The organism is Curtobacterium sp. NPDC090223 (assembly GCF_044746585.1).
In the GTDB taxonomy this organism is placed as follows: Bacteria; Actinomycetota; Actinomycetes; order Actinomycetales; family Microbacteriaceae; genus Curtobacterium.
In genome coordinates this window covers 569,738-589,765 of record NZ_JBIVCN010000002.1, presented here as the reverse complement: position 1 = coordinate 589,765, position 20,028 = coordinate 569,738, and the positions used below count along the sequence as shown (strand labels likewise).

Sequence of the window (20,028 nt, the reverse complement as noted above, 5' to 3'; positions counted from 1 at the left end):
GCGGCTGAGTGTGATGGCGTCCCGGGTCATGACGACTTGACGAGACCGAGATCGACGAGGCTTTGCGCCATCTCGAGCAGGGTCTGCTCCACGGAACGAGGTCGCCACCCCAGTACATCGTGCGCCTTCGCGTTGCTCAGGCCCTTGAAGACGCCGAGATCGTGCACCATCGAGCGCACCGAGGGAACGACGAGCCCCAGAGCCCGCACCACGATGTCCGGCATCACGCGCCTGGGAACTCGTCGGCCCGCCGCGCCGAGGTTGTCCCGCAGGATCCGCGCGACGTCCGCCACCCAGAGCGCCTCACCCGCGGTCGCGAGAAACCGCTGCCCGTTCGCCGCGGGGTTGGTCATCGCCCGTACATGGAGATCGGCGGCATCGCGGACGTCCACGACGCCGTAGGTCAAGCGAGGTACCGCCGGAAGCTGCCCGTTGAGCAGTTGCGTCATCAGCTGCATCGAGGTCGTCGGTTCCGGGTACAGGAGCGGTCCGATGATGCCGACCGGGTTCACGACGGCGAGTTCGAGGCCCCCGCCGTCGGTGGCGACGAAATCCCATGCGGCACGCTCGGCGAGGGTCTTCGACCGCTGGTACGCCTCGACGCCAGGAGCATCCGGATCCGTCCAGTCGGCTTCGGTGAACGTGTGAGCTGCTTCCTTCGGGTGTCCGTAACCGATCGCAGCGAACGAAGACGTCAGGACGACCCGCTCGACGCCGGCGTCCCGTGCCGCGCGCAGTACCCGCAGGGACCCGTCGCGGGCCGGGACGATGAGGTCATTCTCGTCGCGAGGTCGCCGCGATGGGTACGGGGAGGCGACGTGGAGGACGTAGCGGCAGCCCGCGACAGCTTCGCGCCAACCGGCGTCTTTGGTCAGGTCCGCTGCGACGACGTCCACGGAGTCGGCGTCGTGCGCACCGCCCGCGCGCAGCATCTCGAGCAGTCGCGGAGCGTTCCGGACATTCCGAATGGTGGTCCGGACCCGGTATCCGGATCCCAGCAGGGCCAGGGCGCAATAGGCCCCCAGGAACCCATTTCCCCCGGTGACAAGCACCGTTTCGTTCGTCATAGTCACTCACCTCTCCGTGGCCCGAGCGAGTTCCCAGGCCTTCAGTCGGTGACGCTAACACAAATGTGACCCTGCGGTCATATATTTCCGACCTTCCGGTCATGTATGGTGGCAACCATGTGCGCCGCATCCAACGCCGTGACGCCGAAGGGCCGGGCGACCAGGGAATCGTTGCTCGATGCCGGCGAGGTGATCGCGGCAGACGGCGCCCAGGGGCTCACCGTTGCCGCTATCACGGCGCGGGCAGGTCTGGCGAAGGGGACCTTTTACGTCCACTTCGACGACCGCGCCAGCTTCATCCAAGCTCTCCAAGCGAGATTCCAAAGCCACGTCGAGACAGCAATCCTGACCGCGGTCGATTCGCAGCCACCCGGACGCGCGTTCCTCGCCGCGGTGCTCGACGGATACCTCAACGCGTGCCTGACCCACCGGGCGGTGAAGGCCGTCCTAGTCGATACGCGTGCAGGGAACGAGGCGGCCGCCGCACACCTCTTGCTGCTCGAACGATTTGAACGACTCGTCGGACCAAGTTTCACCGTGCTCGGCATGGGCCCGATCGATGTGCAGACACGAATCTTGATCTCCGTCGCGTCGGAAGCAGCCCATCTTGCCCTTCGTGCCGGCACCGACATCGACGGAGTTCGCGACGCCGCGAAGGCGTGGCTCCCGCAATAAGTCCCGTCCCAGAACGCCTGGGCTCAGTTCCGTCACTGTTTGCCTCGTCCCTAAAGATCACACAAGCCGTCGCTGCCGCCTCTGTGTGGACAGAGGGGGTTCGCCTGGATCGGCTCAGCCTCCGCTGCTGGCGTCGCCGCAGGCGCTGCGCACATCTGCGCAGCGATCGAACTCGAGGCGCTCCGCACAGGCGCAGTCGTCCCAGCGATCCTCACCCTCGCAGCACTAACGGTCGGTGCGTACGCGGCACGGCCAAGCCGCACCCGCGGACCGATGGCGTCTCAATAGCGGATGGCGGTTTCAAGGGGTCGTTGCAACAGGCGGCTCTGTGAGCTCGAAGAGCAGCTGTCAGAAGGTGTTCTCTGAAGCGGTGGCGGTGGACTTTGCGGAGGTCGTTCGTTGAGAACCGGGTTGTTCAGTCAAGGATCGACATGTTCGTCAGAGGCCGGGTGGGGCGACTCATCTGCCGATCCGCGGCTCCTGCGTATTGCAGCATCTAGCCGGGCATGACGCCACCGGTTCTGCGTGAGCCCGATCCCGACGAGACAAAGCACAGCGCCTGCGCCCGCTAGGACCGTCGGCAGGATGCTCCCTGCCTCGCCCGTTCCGGCGCGCGCGAACGTGATCGTGAGACCGACGAGCCCGACGAACTCCAGACCGAGCACTGCCGCGATCACCTTCATGGTCCGAAGCTACATCGCGTCCCGTGCGCCGATGGCGGTTCCGAGAGGGTTATGGCACCGGACGGCGTCCGGGGGTCCAGAACGTAGGTGTTCAAATGCTTCTCTTGGAGTGCGATGGTCGAGGGTTTTGCGGGGTCGGTCGTTGAGTTCAGCAGCGACTTCGAGCAGTTGTTCGGGAGTGTGGACGCTGAGGTCGGTGGCCTTGGGGAAGTACTGCCGGAGCAGGCCGTTGGTGTTCTCGTTCGAGCCGCGCTGCCAGGGCTTGTGCGGGTCGCAGAAGTAGATCGCGAGGTCCGTTGCGAGAGTGATGTCTTTGTGCCGGGCAAGCTCGGTGCCCTGATCCCACGTCAACGACCGACGGAGGTGCTCGGGCAGGGTCTGGATGGTGGGGATAATCGCGTCGCGGACGGCGTCGGCGCTGTGCCCGTCCGGTAGGTGCAGGAGCATCACGTAGCGGGTGGTGCGTTCGACGAGGGTGCCGATCGCGCTGCGGGCGTTGATCCCGACGATCAGGTCCCCTTCCCAGTGGCCGGGAACAGCTCGGTCGTCGGCTTCGGCGGGGCGTTCGCTGATCAGGATCATGTCGCGGATCTTCGACCACGACGCCCGTCTGGGTTCGCCGCGGTGTCGGCGGATCGCGCGGCCGGTGCGGAGGTGTGTGTGCAGGTCTGCGCGCAGGTGCCCGCGGCCCTGGACGAACAGGGACTGGTAGATCGTCTCGTGGGACACGTGCATCTCCGGCCGGTTCGGGAAGGACCGTGTCAGGTCATCACGGATCTGCTCCGGGGACCAGTTCCGCACCAACCGCAGCTCGACGTACAGGGCAAGCTCGACTCGGTCGAGCTTGCGGGGCTTCGGGCGCCGCGCCCGTTCCCGGCATCGCTTCTCCGCGGAGTGAGGCCGGTAGGTTCCACCGGCCGCGGCGTTCCTTATCAGCTCGCGGCTGATCGTCGACGGCGCCCGACCGAGGGCTTTCGCGATCGCACGCACGCCCTCGCCGCCGAGGCGCAGGTCCGCGATCTGCAGCCGCTCTTCCTGACTCAGGTACCTGTCCGACCGAGGCTTGTGCGCGAACGGGTCCCGGCCGCCGGCTGCTTTGACCCATCGGTATCCCTGACGTCGATCCACGCCGACAGCATCACAGGCCGCCGTCCGTCCGAGGCCCTGTCTCAATAGCTCCCAGAACCGCGCCTCCCGGGCACGGTGTTCCAGCCTCGATCCCATCTGCGGCACTCCGATTCACGGTGGTGTTGCAACGACCAGTTGAACCCAAGGATCGCCATCCGGACGCTGACCGCCTTGGGCACGGGTGAGCTCGCTGGCCCGCGTTCCGCCGAGCGTTGACAGCGCTGCCTGCCACTACCGTTGCTGCACTGCTTCGCGGGGGCAGCCCCGAGCCACCGCATGAGTTCGGGTGCTGCCTGCGGGGCATCCGGTCCGCTCTTGTTGCCGAGACGAGCCTGCCCCTTCTCATGCCGGACTGGGCTTCTCAGCGCCGTCGCCTCATGCCAAGAACACCAGTAGACAAGTGGTTCCGCTCCGGTACAAGTGGATGTACCGTGCCTGTGGGGTTGCAATGTCGCGACCGGGGACAGAGCCCATCGCTGCGCCTCATGGATTCGAGGGGAACCATGAAAATCTCACGCTCAATGATCACGTTGTCGACTGCAGCGGCGCTCGTCGCCGCAACGACAATCTCGGCGGCACCGGCCATGGCGGCTGACTCCGCACCGGAAGCGCACGTTGTGGCATCAGCCTCGGCGAGCACCGCGCTCCACTACTCCGACCGTGACATCGTCGACTTCCTCGTCTTCGGCCGCGGACCCATCGCTACGGAGCAGCCGGAGCTGCTGAAGAGCATGAACATCACGACGATCACGGAAGCATCTGCGTCCGTGACTGACCGGCTGCTCACCGACCTCAAGTCCGTCGACCCGGCATTCCACGACCGCGTGACCGCCCAGGCTCAGGCTGGGGACCCGTACAAGGCAGAGGCCTCCATCAAGGCGTTCACCGAGGACATCAGCGCAGTCGCGGCGAAGTACCAGGTGACACAGAAGACCGTCCGCGCCGCATCCACGGCGGCGACCGCTAACGGCCAGGTGTACGCGTTCGCGAACTACGTCGTCAGCGTCCAAGTCGCCGTCGCGGCGTCTCTGGCCGTCAGTGTCATCGGCGTCGTCGCGGCGCTGGCCGTGTTCGCTTACCAGAAGCCCGGTGACTCCTCCGCAATCGCTCGCGAGGGATACGCCAGTTCCTGGGCGTCGCTGTAACACGGCATGCTCCAACGAAGCACGACGGGACGCTCCGCCTCAAGCTTTGAGACGGGGCGTCCCGACCGCCGTGCATTCGGTATCGCCCTGGCGGTGGTGTGCGCGTTCCTCGCTGTCACCGTCGCCGCATCGTGGTCCACGAACGTCCTCGCTGGTGTCGCCAACGGCGGGCCGAGGCAGGCGCTGCAGGTGCTTGTTCCACAGGGCTGGGCCTTCTTCACCAAGAGCCCTGAGGGCATCACCCTCGTTCCATACGTGAAGACAGGCGGCGCCGGGTGGAAGCGTGCGGACTCACTGCCGCAGAGCTCCGCGGCGAATGGCTTCGGGCTGAGCAGGAATCAACGTGCGCAGAGCACCGAATTGGCCATCATCGCAGCGGCAGTACCGAAGTTCACCTCCTGCGAGGACTACCTCACTGCCTGCCTCCGAGAGCGAGCCGGTGAAACCGTGACCGTGCAGAACCAGACGAACACGCAGCACTTCTGCGGCGTTTTTCGCATCGTTCAGCAGGAGCCGGTGAAGTGGGCGTACCGCGACGCCGTTCCGGAGTCAGTTCGCGTTGCGCGGTTCGCGGACGTGAAGGTCGAGTGTCCCTGAGATGACACCGATACGAGACCTTCACGCTGCGTTCAACGCGCTCGCCGCGAATCTTGAACGATTCGATGGGCAGTCCGTTCGCCCGCAGGTCGGGCGGTCCATCATCGCGTTGGCGCAGTTGATGACGCTGGCTTTGACGACGTGGCCAAACCTAACCGCGGACGTTCTCGGGCGGACCGCGGAGGGCTACTGCGCCGGCCCGAGAAGCATCTCCCTGTTCTGCCTCGGTTCCGCCGCCCCACAAGAGTCTGGCCGTTGGATTGCGATGGTCGTCTGTGCGCTCGTCATCAGCGGCGTGTACCCACGGTGGACGAGCATTCTCCAGGCGTGGGTCGCTATCTCGATGGCGGTGTCGCTCTCCTTGCCCGATGGTGGAGAAGCGGTGGCCGTCTTCAGCTGCGCACTGCTCATCGGCGTGCTCCTTCCGAACGGCAAGACGTTCGGATGGGGCCGATCGGCACCTGCGGAACGCCCTGTCCTCATCGCGGTCGGATACGCCGCTTCGCTCGCTCTGTGCCTGCAGATCGCTGGAATCTACTTCGAGAGCGGACTGGCGAAACTCGCTGTCGCTGACTGGTCTAACGGCTCCGCGATGTACTACATCGTCCGCGACCCCATGTTCGGAGGAGTTGGACCGCTCGGTTCGGTACTGGCCGCCGTCACGGCGAACCCGCTCGGGTCCGCCGTGCTCACTTGGGGAACGATCCTTGCGGAGTGCAGCATCGCGGTCGCGTTCCTCCTGCCGCATCGATTCAAGCGCTATGGCCTCCTCGGCGTGATCGTCCTGCACGCAGGGATCGCACTCATCATGGGGTTGTGGTCGTTCGCGCTGGTGATGGTGGGCACGGCCGTTGTCGCCTCCTACGATCTGCGCCCCCGCGACGGCAGAGACGACGCAGAGCTCGAAGTCGACACCGACGTTGCTCGAGAGAGGAGCACAGCATGATCATTTGGACAGTCGTTGCAGTCCTGGTACTCGCGATGGTGGTGGTTTGCGCGGCAGGATGGGTGAAGCCGAACCATGGAGTCGGACTCCGCATCCCAGCGACTCAGCGCAGCGAAACAGCTTGGAGGGTGGGGCATCGCGCCGCTCTACCTGCTGCCGTCACGGGAACGGCGGTCATCGTCGCGGCGCTCATCGTGTCCCTGGCCGACCCGGCGAGCGGGACCGCGATGATGATCGTCGCCGCTGTCGCGTTCGTCGGCGAGCTCGTCTGGATGATCGTCGCAGCGAACCGAGCCGCATCACACGTCTCCGTACATCATCCATGACCACCCCGGGGCACAGCCACGACGTCGCGGAAGCTCGCGGGGGAGGCCCGACCGTGCGGAGCCCCGCCCTCGTCGTCGCCGCTGTGATGGCATGGGTGCCCGCGGCGGTGCTCGTGGTGGTCCGCATCCTCTGGACGGGTGTGCCCGCGAGGGTACCGACGCACTGGAGCGGAGCAGGGGTCGTCGATGGGTGGGGGTCGTCAACCTTTGCGTTCTGGTCGATGCTTGTCCCCGGCGCGGTAGGTGCATTCATCTGCTCGGTGCTGGCGGTGACGCTCGCGACCGACACGACGAAGGTGAAGGCGGCTCTCGCCCTCGGCATCGTCACAGCAGTCACTGGGGGCATCGCCTCGGCATGGTTCACGATGGTGCTCACCGCAATCGGATCCGCCGTCGCTCTGCTGCCTGTCGCTGGTGCGATCGTCTGGGGTGCGTTGACCTTCGTCGTGTGTCTACTCCGCCGTGATCCAACCGGCTGACGCGTACGGCGGTTCTTCGAGTAGTGCAAGCGATAAGTCTGCCTGGCGTCTTCGGAGGAAGAATTGGAAGCGTCTGTAGACCGCGATCGATGAGGACCCCTACCTCGGCGCCTGGATCCAACCAGACACACTCGACGTTCCCATCGACCCAACAACGGCGAGCGCTACGCACGCCGCATCCGACCCGTCAACAATTTCGATCCACCGGACACGGCTGCACAATCGATCCGGTCGTGGAAGATGGCGCGGTTGCGGGTCTCGCGGCCGATCGTGACGAGGTGATCTCCGTCACGCAGTCATTTCGCAGAGGACCTGACCGTGCACGAGGACGCGCAGATCCTCGTTGAGACCGCCGCCGCTGAGACGGTGCAGGCCGACTGCAGTGCTGCGCTGCGGATGTGTGAATGGTCGACGTTGAGACGCGACGGAACGGCGCTGGCTGTTGAGTGGCGCAGTTGCACCCCTGTCGCGAAGGGGTACACGACAATGACCTCGAATGATCCGAGTGCGATTGCATCTCGGACCATTCCCGACTTCGGCACGTTGTCAGCGGCACGCTCAGTGACGTTCACATTCACGGCGCGCACGGGGACGTCCAAGTGCAAGTGGGATCGGTCTCTGCACACCGGCACGGGGAAGCGCAACGGTCAATTCGCGTACTGATTTCGTCGACGATGTGGCTCCATGCGGGTACCGTCGGAGGCCAGCCCGGGAGAAGTGACATAGACAATCCTGACTACGACCGGCCGCTCGGCGACGACGGCCTCACGGACCCCAGGAAGAAGGGGCCCGTTGCGACGGTCTTCACCGCGATCCTTCGCGCGATCGCCGGTGTGGTCGGCGGGTCCCAGGGGCGGCAGTGGCCGCGGCAACTGCCACTCGACCAGCCCGACAGGAACCGCGACTACCGACCGTAGGCGCAGAGCATAGGAACGCGTGGCAAGCGACCGGCGTCAGACCGCCGCTGCTGCGAGCAGCGCCTCAGCCTCCCGCCGCGCCGCCACGACGGCGGCAGCGCCGAGCCCGCACGCCCGGAGGCACGCCCCGGTGATCGCCTCCCGGTCCTGCTCGTCCACCTCCCCGGTGCGGCGCAGCTGGATGACGGTCTCGGCGAGCTGGATGAGGATCCCGCCCAAGAGCGCAGGCGGCACCGCATCCCGGACGTCCTCGGTCGCAGCCCGGGTCCCGAGCCGGCCGTAGGTGTCCTGCAGCTCCTGCCGGTCGGCACGGAACCCCTGGTACCGGTCCCCCTGCACCTCGGGGAGCAGGTAGAGCGTCCCGATGTTGTGGGGGGTGCGGGCGAGCGTGTCGATGTCGATGAGCACGAGTGCGGCGAGGGCACCCGCGGCGGACACGGAGTCCGGGACGCGCTCCTCGAGGCCGCGCACCACGTCCAGGCTCGGGCGGACGGATGTCGTGAGGAGCTCGACGAGCACCTCGTCCTTGCCCGCGAAGTGGTAGTACAGCGAGGCCTGCCGGATGCCGACGCGCTCCGCGATCGCCCGGGTCGAGGTCGCGCTGAAGCCGTTCTCGACGAACAGGGCCGCGGCCGCGTCGAGGATCTGGTCGCGGGGGCTCAGCCCGGACGCGGTGTCCGGGACGACCCGCGGTCTGCCGAGTCGGGCGGGCCGGTCGTCGGAGGACATGGTCCCATCCTCGCAGCCGGTCGTCACACCCGCTCCCGGGCCGCGTGCTCCCGGTACGTCCGCCAGCCGCCGTGGTGCGTGATGTCCTCGGCCCCTTCGACGGCGTGGGCCTCGACCGTGAACCCGGTGACGTCCGATCCGTTGTCGAGTGTCACGGTGCCGATCGCCATCGGGGCGGGGAGCGCCGCGACGAACGTGCCGAAGCCGGCGGCCGGGAGCCGCCAGACCTCACCCACGATCCCGGCGCCCGGCGCCCCCGTGCCGGGCGCGACCGCGACGGCCCGGACCAGCCCCGGCTTGGGCGGCACCGTGTCGAGTGCGTACAGCCGGTAATCGGAGGCGGTGCGGGCCTCCTGGACGAACGTGCCGCCTGCGGCGACGAGCTGACCGTTCAACGGCTGGTCCCGCAGGTGCGCGCCGACGACGAGCAGGTCGACCGTCGGCGCGGCGAACGCCGCGGCCAGCGCCGCCAGGCGGCGGTCGCTGAACGCGGGTCCGGTGAGCATGACCCCGAACGGCAGCCCGTCGACGAAGCCCGCGGGCACCGCGAGCGACGCCATGTCGAGCAGGTTCGCGAAGTTCGTGTACCGCCCCATCCGGCTGTTCGCCCCGACCGGGTCTGCGGCGACCTCGGCGAGGGTCGGGTGCCAGGTCGTGGTCGGGGTGAGGAGCGCGGTCGTGCCGTCGAGCACCGCCCGGCCCGCGGCGCCCAGGGCGTCCAGGCGCTCCTGGTCTGCGAAGAGCTCCGCGGCGGTGGGCGTCGCGCCGCCGAGCACGATCCCGGCGACGGTCGGGTCGAGGTCCTCGCCGATCAGGTCGCGGTTCGCCTCGATGTGGGCACCGACCGCGGCGTAGCGCTCGGCCACGAACGCACCCTCGTACAGGAGCGCAGCGGCGTCGAGCAGCGGCGCGATGTCGACCTCGACGACCTCGTGCCCGAGCGCACGGAACCGCTCGACGGCCCCGTCGAACGCCGACGCCCAGCCCGGGGCGAGGCCATCGAGCTGGGACGGCAGCGGCACGGCGATGCGCGGCACCGTCGGCAAGGCCACGAGGGCGGCGTCCGTCCGGGCGAGCGGGTCGAGACCGTCGGGCCCGGACATCAGCTCGGTGGCCGTCCGGGCCAGGTCGAGGGACCGGGCGAAGACGGTGACGCAGTCCTGCGAGCGGCAGGCCGGGACGACGCCGGTGTTCGGCACGAGACCCTTGGTGGGCTTCACGCCGACCAGGTGGTTCAGCGCGGCGGGGACCCGTCCGGAGCCCGCGGTGTCGGTACCGAGCGCGAAGTCGACGACCCCGAGGGCGACGGCGGTCGCACTGCCGCTCGATGAGCCCCCGGAGATCCGGGTCGGGTCCCAGGCGTTCCGGACGGCGCCGAAGGGGGAGCGGGTGCCGACCAGGCCGGTGGCGAACTGGTCGAGGTTGGTCTTGCCGACCACGACCGCGCCCGCGGCCCGGAGCCGGGCGACGGCGGTGGCGTCGGCCGTCGGCGTGTACGCGTACGACCGGGCCGCAGCGGTGGTGGGCAGCCCGGCGACGTCGATGTTGTCCTTCACGGCGAAGAGCATCCCGGCGAGGGGCAGCGCGCCGTCCACGGACTCGGCCTCCGCCAGGACGGAAGCGCGGTCGCGCAGGGTGATCCAGACCTCGGGACGGTCGACGGCCTCGATCCGGTCGAAGGCGGCGTGGACGCGGTCGGCGACCGAGCGGCCGGCCCCGGCGACGGCGCTCACGCGGGCACCCCGATCGCTGCCAGGACCTGTCCGGGGGCGACCTGGTCGCCCGGCTTGATGTAGACCTCCAACACGTGTCCTTCCACGGGTGCGTGCACCATCGACTCCATCTTCATCGCCTCCACGGCCAGCAGCCGCTGGCCTTCGTCCACGCGGTCGCCCGGTCGGACGTCCACCTGCCACACGGTCGAGGTGAACGGTGCGGTCACCGCGGTCGCGCCGGCGGGCAGGACCACCTCGTCGGGCAGCACCACGGCCGGTTCGTCGCGGACGTCGAACTCGCCCGAGGCCCGCCACCGTTCCTTCTCCTCGTCGAACGCCCGGGCCTGCTGCGCCCGGAAGTCCGCGATCGAGGTGGCGTTGTCGCCGAGGAACCGGTTGTACGACGCGATCGAGAACTCGCCGTCGACGGTCTCGAACGATCCCCGACCGGCGTCGGTCTCGGCACGCAGCTCGAGGAGCTCCTCCGCACCGACCGGGTACCACTCGATGCGGTCGAAGAACCGGAGCGCCCACGGGTCCTCCTGGAACAGCCCGCCGCGGCGGAACCGGTTCCAGATCTGCACGGTGCGGCCGACGAACTGGTAGCCGCCCGGCCCCTCCATGCCGTAGATGCAGAGGTACGCGCCACCGATGCCGACGGAGTTCTCGGCGGTCCAGGTGCGGGCCGGGTTGTACTTCGTCGTGACCAGGCGGTGCCGGGGGTCGAGTGGGGTCGCGACCGGTGCGCCGAGGTACACGTCACCCAGGCCGAGCACCAGGTAGCTCGCGTCGAACACCGTGCGGAAGACGTCGTCGACGCTGTCGAGCCCGTTGATCCGCCGGATGAACTCGATGTTCCACGGGGTCCACGGAGCGTCGTTCCGGACACCGGCCATGTACCGCTCGATCGCGAGCCGGGTGGCCGGGTCGTCCCAGGACAGCGGCAGCTTGACGGTGCGCGACGGCACGACGAGCTGGTCGGTCGGCGGGATCTCGTCCTCGAGCTCGCGGAGGAGTCCGGCCATCGTGCTCGCCTTCAGCACCGACGCGTCGGTGTGCACCTGCAGCGAGCGGATGCCGGGGGTGATGTCGAGGATCCCCGCCGGCGCCTCCTCCTGCAGCTTCGTCATGAGGGCGTGCACGCGCATCCGCAGTGCGATGTCGAGGGTCATGTCGCCGTACTCGACCAGGACGTTGTCGTCGCCGTCACGTCGGTACGCGACGCCCGGTCGGGCGTCGGTCGCGTCCAGTCGCGCGATCACGCCGTCGTCGCCGTCGCCTCCGGTACGGGGGACGGTCCTGGAGGCCCGGCTCGCCTCGAGCGCGGCGGCGTCGGCTTCGCGGACGGGGACGAAGCGGACCGTGTCGCCCGGTCGGAGCTGGCCCAGCTTCCACAGGTCGCCGCTGGCGACCACCGCGGGACACACGAAGCCGCCGAGTGAGGGCCCGTCCGGTCCGAGGATGATCGGGGTGTCGCCGGTGAAGTCGATCGCACCGACCGCGTACGGGGTGTCGTGGATGTTCGAGGGGTGCAGTCCCGCCTCGCCGCCGTCGGTCCGCGCCCAGCCCGGCCGGGGGCCGATGAGCCGGATCCCGGTGCGCGCGGAGTTGTGGTGCACGGCGTAGTCGGTGGCGTAGAAGACGTCGAGGTCGGCGCGGGTGAAGAAGTCCGGCGCCGCGTGCGGCCCCTCGGTGACGGCGATCTCCCACGCGTCGGTCAGCGCGGTGCGTCGTTCGGCGGGGGTCGGGCCGCCGACCAGGCCGAGCCGGGCGCCGGCGGGGAAGGCGGGGTGCGGCGCGTCCGAGTCCGGTGAGCCCGGTCGCAGGACGTCGCCGGCGAGCAGGGCCCGACCGGCGTGGCCGCCGAAGCCGCCGAGCGTGAACGTCGCGGCGGAGCCGAGGTACGTCGGGACGTCGAAGCCACCGCGGACGGCCAGGTAACTGCGGAGCCCGGGGCCGGGGGCGGCGCCGACCGCGAGGGTCTGTCCGGCGCCGACCTCGACCGGTTCCCAGAGCGCGACGGGCTCCCCGTCGAGGGTGACGGGCACCGGAGCGCCGGTGAGGGCGACGACGCCGGCGGCCGAGAAGCGCAGGGTCGGCCCCGTCGCCGTGATCTCCAGCGCCGGGGCGCCGTCGGGGTTGCCCACCGCGCGGTTGGCCTCGGCGAACGAGCCGGCGTCGAAGGGGCCGCTCGGCGGGACGCCGACCTGCCAGTACCCGACCCGGCCGGGCAGGTCCTGGATCATCGTCATGGTGCCGGGGACGACGACGTCGATCCGCGGGTCCGGGTCCGCCGTCTCGTCGAGCGTCGAGGTGGAGTGCGTGGCGGTCCGGAGCTCGAGGTCGTCGGTCAGGGAGCGCAGGAGCCCGGCGTTCGTGACGATGCCGTCGACGCGGGTGTCGGCGAGGGCGTCGCGGAGCAGGTCGAGGGCGTCGTCGCGGGTCTCCCCGGTGGCGATGACCTTCGCGAGCATCGGGTCGTAGAAGGCGGACACCTCGGAGCCGGTCTCGACCCAGCCGTCGACGCGGACGCCGTCGCGCTCGGGGAACGCCGCCCGGGTGACGAGACCGCTGGAGGGGAGCGACCCCTTCGCCGGGTCCTCGGCGTAGACCCGGGCCTCGACGGCGTGGCCGGTCGGGGCCCAGCTGCGCGTGAAGACGTCGGGTTCGATGCCGGCGGCGCCGTCCCGCGCCAGTCGGAGCATGAGCTCGACGAGGTCGACGCCGAAGACCTCCTCGGTCACCGGGTGCTCGACCTGCAGCCGGGTGTTCACCTCGAGGAAGGACGCCTCTTCGCGGACCGGGTCGTAGACGAACTCGACGGTGCCGGCGCTGCGGTACCCGACGCTCTCGGCGAGCCGACGGGCGGACGCGTGCAGGTCCTCCCGGACCCGTCGGGGGAGTGCCGGGGCCGGAGCTTCCTCGATCACCTTCTGGTTGCGGCGCTGGAGCGAGCAGTCGCGGTCGCCGATCACGGCGACGCGGCCCTCGCCGTCGCCGAAGAGCTGGACCTCGACGTGCCTCGCCGGTCGGACGAGCCGTTCGAGGAAGATGCCGGCGGACCCGAACGCGGCGGAGGCGGTGCGCTCGACGCTCGCGTAGGCCTGTCGGACCTCGTCGAGGGTCGCGCACGCCTGCATGCCGATCCCGCCACCGCCCCCGGTGGCCTTGAGCATCACCGGCAGGCCGATGCGCTCCGCCTGGGCGACCGCTTCGTCGACGTCCGCGAGGAGACCGGTCCCCGAGAGCATCGGCACCCCGGCCGCCGCGGCGAGCTCGCGGGCGGTGTGCTTCGCGCCGAACTGCACGATCTGGTCGGCCGTCGGTCCGACGAACCGGATGTCGGCGTCCTCGCACGCACGGGCGAACGCGGTGTTCTCGGACAGGAAGCCGTACCCGGGGTGCACGAGCCCGGCGCCGGTGTCCTTCGCGGCGCGCACCACCGCGTCGATGTCCAGGTACGAGTCGCGTGCGGGCGCCGGACCGAGCCGGACGGCGACGTCGGCCTCGCGGACGTGCGGTGCTGCGCGGTCGGCGTCCGAGAAGACCGCGACGGTGCGCATGCCGAGCGCCTTGGCGGAGCGGATCACGCGGCGGGCGATCTCGCCCCGGTTCGCGACGAGGACGGTGTTCGTGCTGAGTTCCACGGTGGCGGTCCCGGTGGGGTCGGGCGCGGCGGTCACGGCTGGACCACGATCATGCGCAGCGGGGTGCAGGAGAAGTCGTTGCACGGGTTGTTCATCTGCGGGCAGTTCGACACGATCACCAGGACGTCCCGCTCGGCGCGGACGGCGACCCGCTTGCCCGGGGCGCTCATGCCGTCGACGATGCCGAGTGCACCGTCGGCCTCGACCGGCACGTTCATGAACCAGTTGAGGTTCGACACGATGTCCCGGACGCCGAGTCCGTGCCGCCCGGCCTCGGCGAGGAAGTTCTCGCGGCAGCCGTGCTGGTACTGGGTGTGGTGGCCGTAGCGGAGCGTGTTCGACTCCTTCGAGCACGCGCCGCCGATGGTGTCCTGGCGGTCGATCTCGTTCGCGACGACGGTCATGAGCGGACGGCCCTCGTTCGACATGAGGACGGTGTCGGTGCGGACGTAGGCGTTGCCCTGGGCTGCCAGGGTGTCCGGCACGCTGTAGCGCTCGTCGGGGTCGTGGGCGTCGTAGACCAGGCAGTCGGCGCTCTGGTTGCCGCCGACGTCGACGATCGTGAGCACCTCGCCGGCCCGGACGACGGCGGACCACGGCGCGAGCGGGGCGACCCGGTCGTCGCGGACCACGGCCCCGGGCACGAGGGACTCGCTCCAGTCGAGCGGGACGTCGGGGGCGTGGACGGCGCCGACGGGGACGGTGGACGTGAGCGTGTCGGTCATCAGCAGCCTCGTGCTTCCGCGTGGTCGATCGAGTTCAGGTAGGCGCGGGTGAGCTCCGGCGACGCGGTGAAACGGTCGTCGGCGGCCGTCGTCGGGGCACCGCGCCAGGCGTGCACGCGCAGGGGACCGACCGCGTACTCGGGGCGGGGGTCGATCGGGTGGGCGACGTTCGCGACGAGGACGAGGAGCGGCAGCTCGGCGACCAGTGTGACGTGGTGACCGGGGCCGGCCGACCCGGTGAACTCCATCGCGCCGTCCGGGTCGATGCGCACGCCCTGGAAGAACGAGACGCTCGGCGGCAGGTCCCGCTTCGTGAGCCCGTGCTTCGCCGCGGCCTTCGCGAAGAGCGACCGCCCGCTCGGCGTCGGACCCTCGGGTGCCGCGCCGCCGTACTTGCGCTCGTTCCACGCGTCGGTGGACGTGCCGCAGAAGGCGTCGTGGTGGCCGGACGTGTCCTCGAGCACGGTCGCGAGTGCTCGGCCGTCGCCGCTGAGGAGGGGCGAGCCCTGCCCGAGGTACGCCTGCCACGGGATCTTCTGGGTGTCCGCGACGTTGAGGCGCTCCCACGGTTCGAGGGCGTTGAACAGCAGCAGGTGGGCGCAGGCAGCACCCGTGGGGTCGTCGAACCGGATCCGGGACCCCCGGGCGAGCACCTTGTGGGTGTACCCGCCCGGGGCGACCGTCTCGGCCCAGACCAGGTCGGCCGTGTCCACGCCCTCGGGGGCGAACGGGGACGACGACGCGGGGAGGTACGGCATCCAGTCGGACGTGGCACCGCCCTGGGCGCGGGCGTCCGAGCGTGAGGCGGTCACGCTGTCGGTCTGGTGCAGGTCACGCACGGTGGTTCCTTCCGGTGGTGCTGGCGTTCGAGGAGGACGACGGGGTCACGCCTCGACGGGGGTGGGGGCGGTGTGCGGCACCTCGGCGAGGGTGATCGGACCGTGCGCACGGTGCCGCCACGACGACCACGCCCAGCCGACGAGCAGCACGGCGCCGATGAACAGCAGCGCGCTGTACTGCAGCCACCACGAGCGGCCGGTCAGGTCGTAGATCTCCGGACGGGGCCAGATCAGGTTGACGGCCATGCCGATCTGGAACGCGACGGCGAGGGCGTTCAGCGGGATGCCCCAGCGGCCGAGGGTGAAGAGCGGCTTGCCGTCTTCGTCCACCCCGGCCGGCAGGCCCGTCCGACGGAGCCGGATCCGCTGGACGAGCAGCGGGCCCGTCACCCCGAGGTAGGCCAGGTAGAGCATCGCGATGCACAGGCTGGACAGCGCGGTGAAGATCGCGGACTGGCCGATGTTCACGGCGAGTGCCAGGCCGGCGCCGACCCCGACGACGATCGAGGCCGCGATCGGGGTGCCCGTCCGGGGCGAGACGCGGGCGAGGGTGCGGTGGAAGGGCAACGCCTTCTCGCGGGCCATCGAGTAGACCATGCGGGCCCCCGCGGTCTGCACGGCCAGCGTGCAGGCGAAGACGGCGACCGCGACGGTGCAGAGCAGCAGGCGCCCGGCGACGTCGCCGAGTGCGGACGTGATCACCCAGGCGAGTCCCTGTGTCGCGAGCTTGCCGTCGGTCAGGCTCGGGGCGGCGACGAGGGCGCCGATGATGAGCAGCCCGCCGCCGAGGCCGGAGACCGTGAGCGCGCGGACGATCGTCTTCGGGGTGGTCCGCCGCGGGTTGTGCGTCTCCTCGGCGAGCTCGCCCGCGGAGTCGAAGCCGACCATCACGTACGCGGCCATCAGGGACGACGCCAGGAACGCCCAGACGTAGGGCTCGGTGCTCGTCGAGCCCTCGGTCGAGAACACCACCGCGGCCGAACGGTGCGGCAGGAGGAACAGTGCGGCGATCAGGACGACGACGCCGACGATCTCCACGAGGACGCCGAAGCTGGTCACCCGGGCCATGAACCGGACGCTGACGATGTTGACGATCGTCGTCACGGCGAGCATCACCAGTCCGAGGACCACCGCGTTCGCGGCGCCCGTCGGCGAGGCGACGGACGGATCCGCACCGGGACCGCCGACGAGCTGGAAGCCGGCCCAGATCGTCGGCAGGACCGCCTGGACGGCGATCGCCGCGACGGCGACGGTGAGGATCTGCCCGATGATCATCGTCCAGCCGGTGAACCAGCCGAACCGGGGACCGGCGAGACGGCTCGACCACTGGAAGACCGCGCCGGAGATCGGCCAGCGGGCCGCGAGCTGGGCGAAGTTCAGCGCGACCAGCAGCTGACCGCCGAACACCAGCGGCCACGCCCAGAAGAAGGCGGCGCCGCCGAGTCCGAACCCGAGCCCGAAGAGCTGGAAGACCGTGGTGAGGATGGAGACGAAGGAGAAGCCGGCAGCGAACGACGAGAACGAGCCGACCCCGCGGTGGAGTTCCTGCTCGTAGCCGAGACGGGCGAGGCCCTGGGAGTCGACGCTGGACGTGGCGCGCGGTGCGTGGAGCGGTGCTTCGGGAGAGCGCATGGCTACGGACCTTTCGCGGAGTACCTGTCGTGTGACAGGTAGTGCGACCAGTGTCGTGCGGGGCTGTGTCGCCGTCGTTGCCCGGCTGTTTCGGGCACGTGTCGGAAGTCGCCCGCGTGTAAACGTTCGGGGTCGGCTGGCACGATCGACGACACCCGCGGACAAGAGGGATCCAAACCGATGTAGATTGGATCCGTCAAGTCCGCCACGGTGAAAGGCACGTCGTGATCCAGACCGTCCTCGGTCCCGTCGAGTCGTCCGGGACCGGCCCGGTGTCGATGCACGAGCACCTGCTCACCGATGCCAGCGCACTGCAGCGACCGGGCGTCGAGGCGCTCGAACCGAGCCTCGCCGTCACGGCGGACCTCGCAGCGGCCCTGCGGTGGAGTCAGCTCGCGCTCGCCGACAACCTGCGACTCGACGACATCGACCTGCTCGCCGACGAACTGCGCATCGCCGGGGCCGCTGGGCTCGGGCTCGCGGTCGACCTCAGCTCGCTCGGCTTCGGGCCGGACCACGTCCGGCTGCCCGCGCTCGCGCTGGCGAGCGGCGTCGACGTCGTCGCGGGCTACGGCGCCTACCTGCCGCGCCTGCTGCCGGAGTGGTACACCGAGCTCGACACCGACGGGCGACAGCAGCTCTTCGAGCGCGCGCTGACCCAGGCGGTCCCCGGGACGCACTACCGTGCCGGCATCCTCGGCCTGATGGGCACCACGTCCGCGTTCGCCACCGCCGAGGGGGACGAGGAGCGCCGGAGCCTGACGGCCGCGGCCCGGGCCGCCGTCACCACCGGTGCCGCCGTCGTCGTCCGGCTGGCGGCCGACGCCCGGAACGGCCTCGAGGTGCTCGCGCACGTCGTCGCCGAGGGGGTGGACCCGAGCCGCGTCGTCTTCTCGACCGTCGACGAGTTCCTCGACCTGCCGTACCTGCAGGACCTCGGGCAGGCCGGCGCCGTCCTCGAGCTCTGCTTCGGCAACGAGGGCTCGCACGTCGGCCGGATCCGGAACGCCAGCGACCCGCAGCGCCTCGACGCCTTCCTCGCCCTGCGCGACTCCGCGCCGGAGACCCGGTGGGTGTTCGGTCACGCGACCTGGACGAAGGGGCAGCTCCGTCGTCACGGCGGGCACGGCCTCGACCACCTGACCGCCCGCGTCGTGCCGGGGCTCCGGGCGCTCGGCGTGCCGGACGACGTCCTCACCCGCATCACGGTGGACGAGCCCGCACGGCTGCTCGACCGCCCCTGACCCCGATCACCAGCGCACCGCACCACGTCCCCGGAGGAACCACCATGAGAGACACGCTCGCACCCCTGGCCCCGCTCGAGCCGTTCCTCGTCGACGGCACGTGGACCGCGCCGGACGGTGCCGAACTGCTCGACGTCCTCGACCCGGCGACCGAGGCCCTGCTCACCCGGGTGCCGCAGGCCGGCCCCGTCGAGATCGACGCCGCCGTCGCCGCCGCGCGCCGGGCGCACGAGGACCGCCGGTGGAGCGGGATGAGCCCGCACGACCGCAGCCGGATCCTGGGCCGCGTCGCCGACCTCATCGAGGAGCGGCTCGAGGAGCTCGCCGTGCTCGAGACCCGCGACAACGGCAAGCCGATCGAGCGGTCCCGCGCGGACACGGCGACCTCGGCCCGGGTGTTCCGCTACTACGCGGGCGCCCCGTCCCGCCTGACCGGCACCGTGGTCCCCGTCGACGGCGGCCAGCACCACGTGTACACGACCCTCGAACCCGTCGGGGTCGCGGCGCTCATCCTGCCCTGGAACTTCCCGATCATGACCGGGGCGTTCAAGCTCGCCCCCGCGCTCGCCGCAGGCTGCACCGTCGTGGTGAAGCCGGCCGAGCAGACGCCGCTCACGATGCTGCGCATCGCAGCGATCTGCGAGGAGGCCGGTGTCCCCGCCGGGGTCGTCAACGTCCTGACCGGTGACGGTCGGGTGGGCGCCGCGCTCACCGCGCACCCGGGCGTCGACAAGGTGTCGTTCACCGGCAGCACGGAGGTCGGCCGCAAGGTGATGACCGCCGCGAGCGCCGACTTCAAGCGCCTGACGCTCGAGCTCGGCGGCAAGAGCCCGAACATCGTCTTCGAGGACGCCGACCTGGACGCGGTCGTGGTCACCGCGATGCGGGCGTCGTTCGGCCACTCCGGCCAGATGTGCACCGCTGGGAGCCGGCTGCTCGTCCAGCGGTCGGTGCTCGACGAGGTCACCGAGCGTCTCGTCGCGGCCGTCCGGAAGGTCCCGGTCGGCGACGGTCTCGACGGCGGGATCACCGTCGGACCGCTCGTGTCCGAGGAGCAGCGGCAGCAGGTCCTCGGGTACATCGAGCAGGGCAAGGCCGAGGGTGCCACGGTCGCGGTCGGCGGCGGCGTCCCCGAGCGCCCCGGCTACTACGTCGAGCCAACGCTCTTCACCGGTGTCTCGAACACGATGACCATCGCGCGCGAGGAGATCTTCGGACCCGTCGTCGGGGTCATCCCGTTCGACGACGAGGACGAGGCGATCGCCATCGCGAACGACCAGACCTACGGGCTCGCGGCCGGCGTCTGGACCCGTGACCTCGCCCGGGCGCACCGGATGGGGCAGCGGCTGCACGCGGGGACGGTTTGGGTGAACACCTACAACCTGTTCGACCCGGCGCTGTCCTTCGGCGGTGTCGGCGAGTCCGGTCTCGGCCGGGACCTCGGCGAGGAGGCACTGCGGGCGTTCTGCGAGTCGAAGAGCGTCGTCATCGCGCTCTGAGACCACGACCGTGGGCGCGACCGCGACCGCGAACC

17 protein-coding genes are annotated in these 20,028 nt (G+C 70.1%); 8 read left to right on the top strand and 9 right to left on the bottom strand.

Translation table 11 applies throughout. The features are described 5' to 3' along the window. Nucleotides 1-26: 26 nt before the first annotated feature. Nucleotides 27-1,067, bottom strand: a complete 1,041-nt coding sequence (locus tag ACIPJY_RS07430) for an SDR family oxidoreductase (RefSeq protein ID WP_400465903.1) — start codon at nucleotides 1,065-1,067, stop codon at nucleotides 27-29. 117 nt (nucleotides 1,068-1,184) lie between these two features. Between ACIPJY_RS07430 and ACIPJY_RS07425 the strand changes: the two genes are divergently transcribed. After that, nucleotides 1,185-1,742: a TetR/AcrR family transcriptional regulator gene (locus tag ACIPJY_RS07425; RefSeq protein ID WP_400465905.1), complete on the top strand. Its 558-nt coding sequence runs from the start codon at nucleotides 1,185-1,187 to the stop codon at nucleotides 1,740-1,742. A 419-nt stretch (nucleotides 1,743-2,161) separates the two neighbouring features. On the opposite strand, the gene ACIPJY_RS07420 is transcribed toward ACIPJY_RS07425, so the two are convergent. Next, on the bottom strand, nucleotides 2,162-2,425 hold the full coding sequence (locus ACIPJY_RS07420; RefSeq protein ID WP_400465908.1) for a hypothetical protein: 264 nt from the start codon (nucleotides 2,423-2,425) through the stop codon (nucleotides 2,162-2,164). A gap of 9 nt (nucleotides 2,426-2,434) precedes the next feature. Then, on the bottom strand, nucleotides 2,435-3,649 hold the full coding sequence (locus ACIPJY_RS07415; protein ID WP_400466519.1) for an IS30 family transposase: 1,215 nt from the start codon (nucleotides 3,647-3,649) through the stop codon (nucleotides 2,435-2,437). 407 nt (nucleotides 3,650-4,056) lie between these two features. On the opposite strand from ACIPJY_RS07415, the gene ACIPJY_RS07410 reads away from it, so the two are divergent. Genes ACIPJY_RS07410 through ACIPJY_RS07390 form a run of 5 tightly spaced genes read left to right on the top strand, consistent with a single transcriptional unit; the run spans nucleotide 4,057 to nucleotide 7,046 of the window. Then, a complete protein-coding gene (locus ACIPJY_RS07410) occupies nucleotides 4,057-4,698 on the top strand; it encodes a hypothetical protein (RefSeq protein ID WP_400465910.1) in 642 nt (213 codons plus the stop codon). A gap of 6 nt (nucleotides 4,699-4,704) precedes the next feature. Beyond that, nucleotides 4,705-5,295, top strand: coding sequence for an SdpA family antimicrobial peptide system protein (locus ACIPJY_RS07405; protein ID WP_400465913.1), 591 nt, complete (start codon nucleotides 4,705-4,707; stop codon nucleotides 5,293-5,295). A 1-nt stretch (nucleotide 5,296) separates the two neighbouring features. Then, complete coding sequence (locus tag ACIPJY_RS07400) at nucleotides 5,297-6,241, top strand: sporulation-delaying protein SdpB family protein (protein ID WP_400465916.1); 945 nt, start codon at nucleotides 5,297-5,299, stop codon at nucleotides 6,239-6,241. Continuing rightward, complete coding sequence (locus ACIPJY_RS07395) at nucleotides 6,238-6,567, top strand: SdpI family protein (RefSeq protein ID WP_400465919.1); 330 nt, start codon at nucleotides 6,238-6,240, stop codon at nucleotides 6,565-6,567. The genes ACIPJY_RS07400 and ACIPJY_RS07395 overlap by 4 nt, the downstream gene beginning before the upstream one ends. Next, on the top strand, nucleotides 6,564-7,046 hold the full coding sequence (locus ACIPJY_RS07390; RefSeq protein ID WP_400465921.1) for a DUF1648 domain-containing protein: 483 nt from the start codon (nucleotides 6,564-6,566) through the stop codon (nucleotides 7,044-7,046). The genes ACIPJY_RS07395 and ACIPJY_RS07390 overlap by 4 nt, the downstream gene beginning before the upstream one ends. A 953-nt stretch (nucleotides 7,047-7,999) precedes the next feature. Here ACIPJY_RS07390 and ACIPJY_RS07385 read toward each other — a convergent pair. From ACIPJY_RS07385 to ACIPJY_RS07360, 6 genes are read right to left on the bottom strand one after another with little or no spacing between them, the layout of a single operon-like run. After that, nucleotides 8,000-8,692: a helix-turn-helix domain-containing protein gene (locus ACIPJY_RS07385; protein WP_400465924.1), complete on the bottom strand. Its 693-nt coding sequence runs from the start codon at nucleotides 8,690-8,692 to the stop codon at nucleotides 8,000-8,002. Nucleotides 8,693-8,715: 23 nt separating this feature from the next. Continuing rightward, nucleotides 8,716-10,425 (bottom strand): allophanate hydrolase, encoded by a 1,710-nt coding sequence (atzF, locus tag ACIPJY_RS07380; protein WP_400465927.1) that lies wholly within the window; start codon nucleotides 10,423-10,425, stop codon nucleotides 8,716-8,718. Continuing rightward, on the bottom strand, nucleotides 10,422-14,090 hold the full coding sequence (gene uca, locus ACIPJY_RS07375; protein WP_400465930.1) for an urea carboxylase: 3,669 nt from the start codon (nucleotides 14,088-14,090) through the stop codon (nucleotides 10,422-10,424). The genes atzF and uca overlap by 4 nt, the downstream gene beginning before the upstream one ends. After that, nucleotides 14,087-14,779, bottom strand: a complete 693-nt coding sequence (locus ACIPJY_RS07370) for an urea amidolyase associated protein UAAP2 (RefSeq protein ID WP_400465933.1) — start codon at nucleotides 14,777-14,779, stop codon at nucleotides 14,087-14,089. The genes uca and ACIPJY_RS07370 overlap by 4 nt, the downstream gene beginning before the upstream one ends. Beyond that, nucleotides 14,779-15,618 carry an urea amidolyase associated protein UAAP1 gene (locus ACIPJY_RS07365; RefSeq protein WP_400465936.1) on the bottom strand — a complete coding sequence of 280 codons (840 nt, stop codon included), beginning with the start codon at nucleotides 15,616-15,618 and terminating at the stop codon, nucleotides 14,779-14,781. Before ACIPJY_RS07365 ends, ACIPJY_RS07370 begins: the two co-directional genes overlap by 1 nt. Before the next feature lie 45 nt (nucleotides 15,619-15,663). Further along, nucleotides 15,664-17,250 (bottom strand): amino acid permease, encoded by a 1,587-nt coding sequence (locus ACIPJY_RS07360; RefSeq protein WP_400465939.1) that lies wholly within the window; start codon nucleotides 17,248-17,250, stop codon nucleotides 15,664-15,666. A gap of 224 nt (nucleotides 17,251-17,474) precedes the next feature. Between ACIPJY_RS07360 and ACIPJY_RS07355 the strand changes: the two genes are divergently transcribed. Both ACIPJY_RS07355 and ACIPJY_RS07350 read left to right on the top strand, forming a co-directional pair. Beyond that, nucleotides 17,475-18,494 (top strand): hypothetical protein, encoded by a 1,020-nt coding sequence (locus ACIPJY_RS07355; protein WP_400465942.1) that lies wholly within the window; start codon nucleotides 17,475-17,477, stop codon nucleotides 18,492-18,494. Nucleotides 18,495-18,538: 44 nt separating this feature from the next. Continuing rightward, nucleotides 18,539-19,993, top strand: a complete 1,455-nt coding sequence (locus ACIPJY_RS07350; RefSeq protein WP_400465945.1) for an aldehyde dehydrogenase family protein — start codon at nucleotides 18,539-18,541, stop codon at nucleotides 19,991-19,993. Nucleotides 19,994-20,028: the final 35 nt, after the last annotated feature.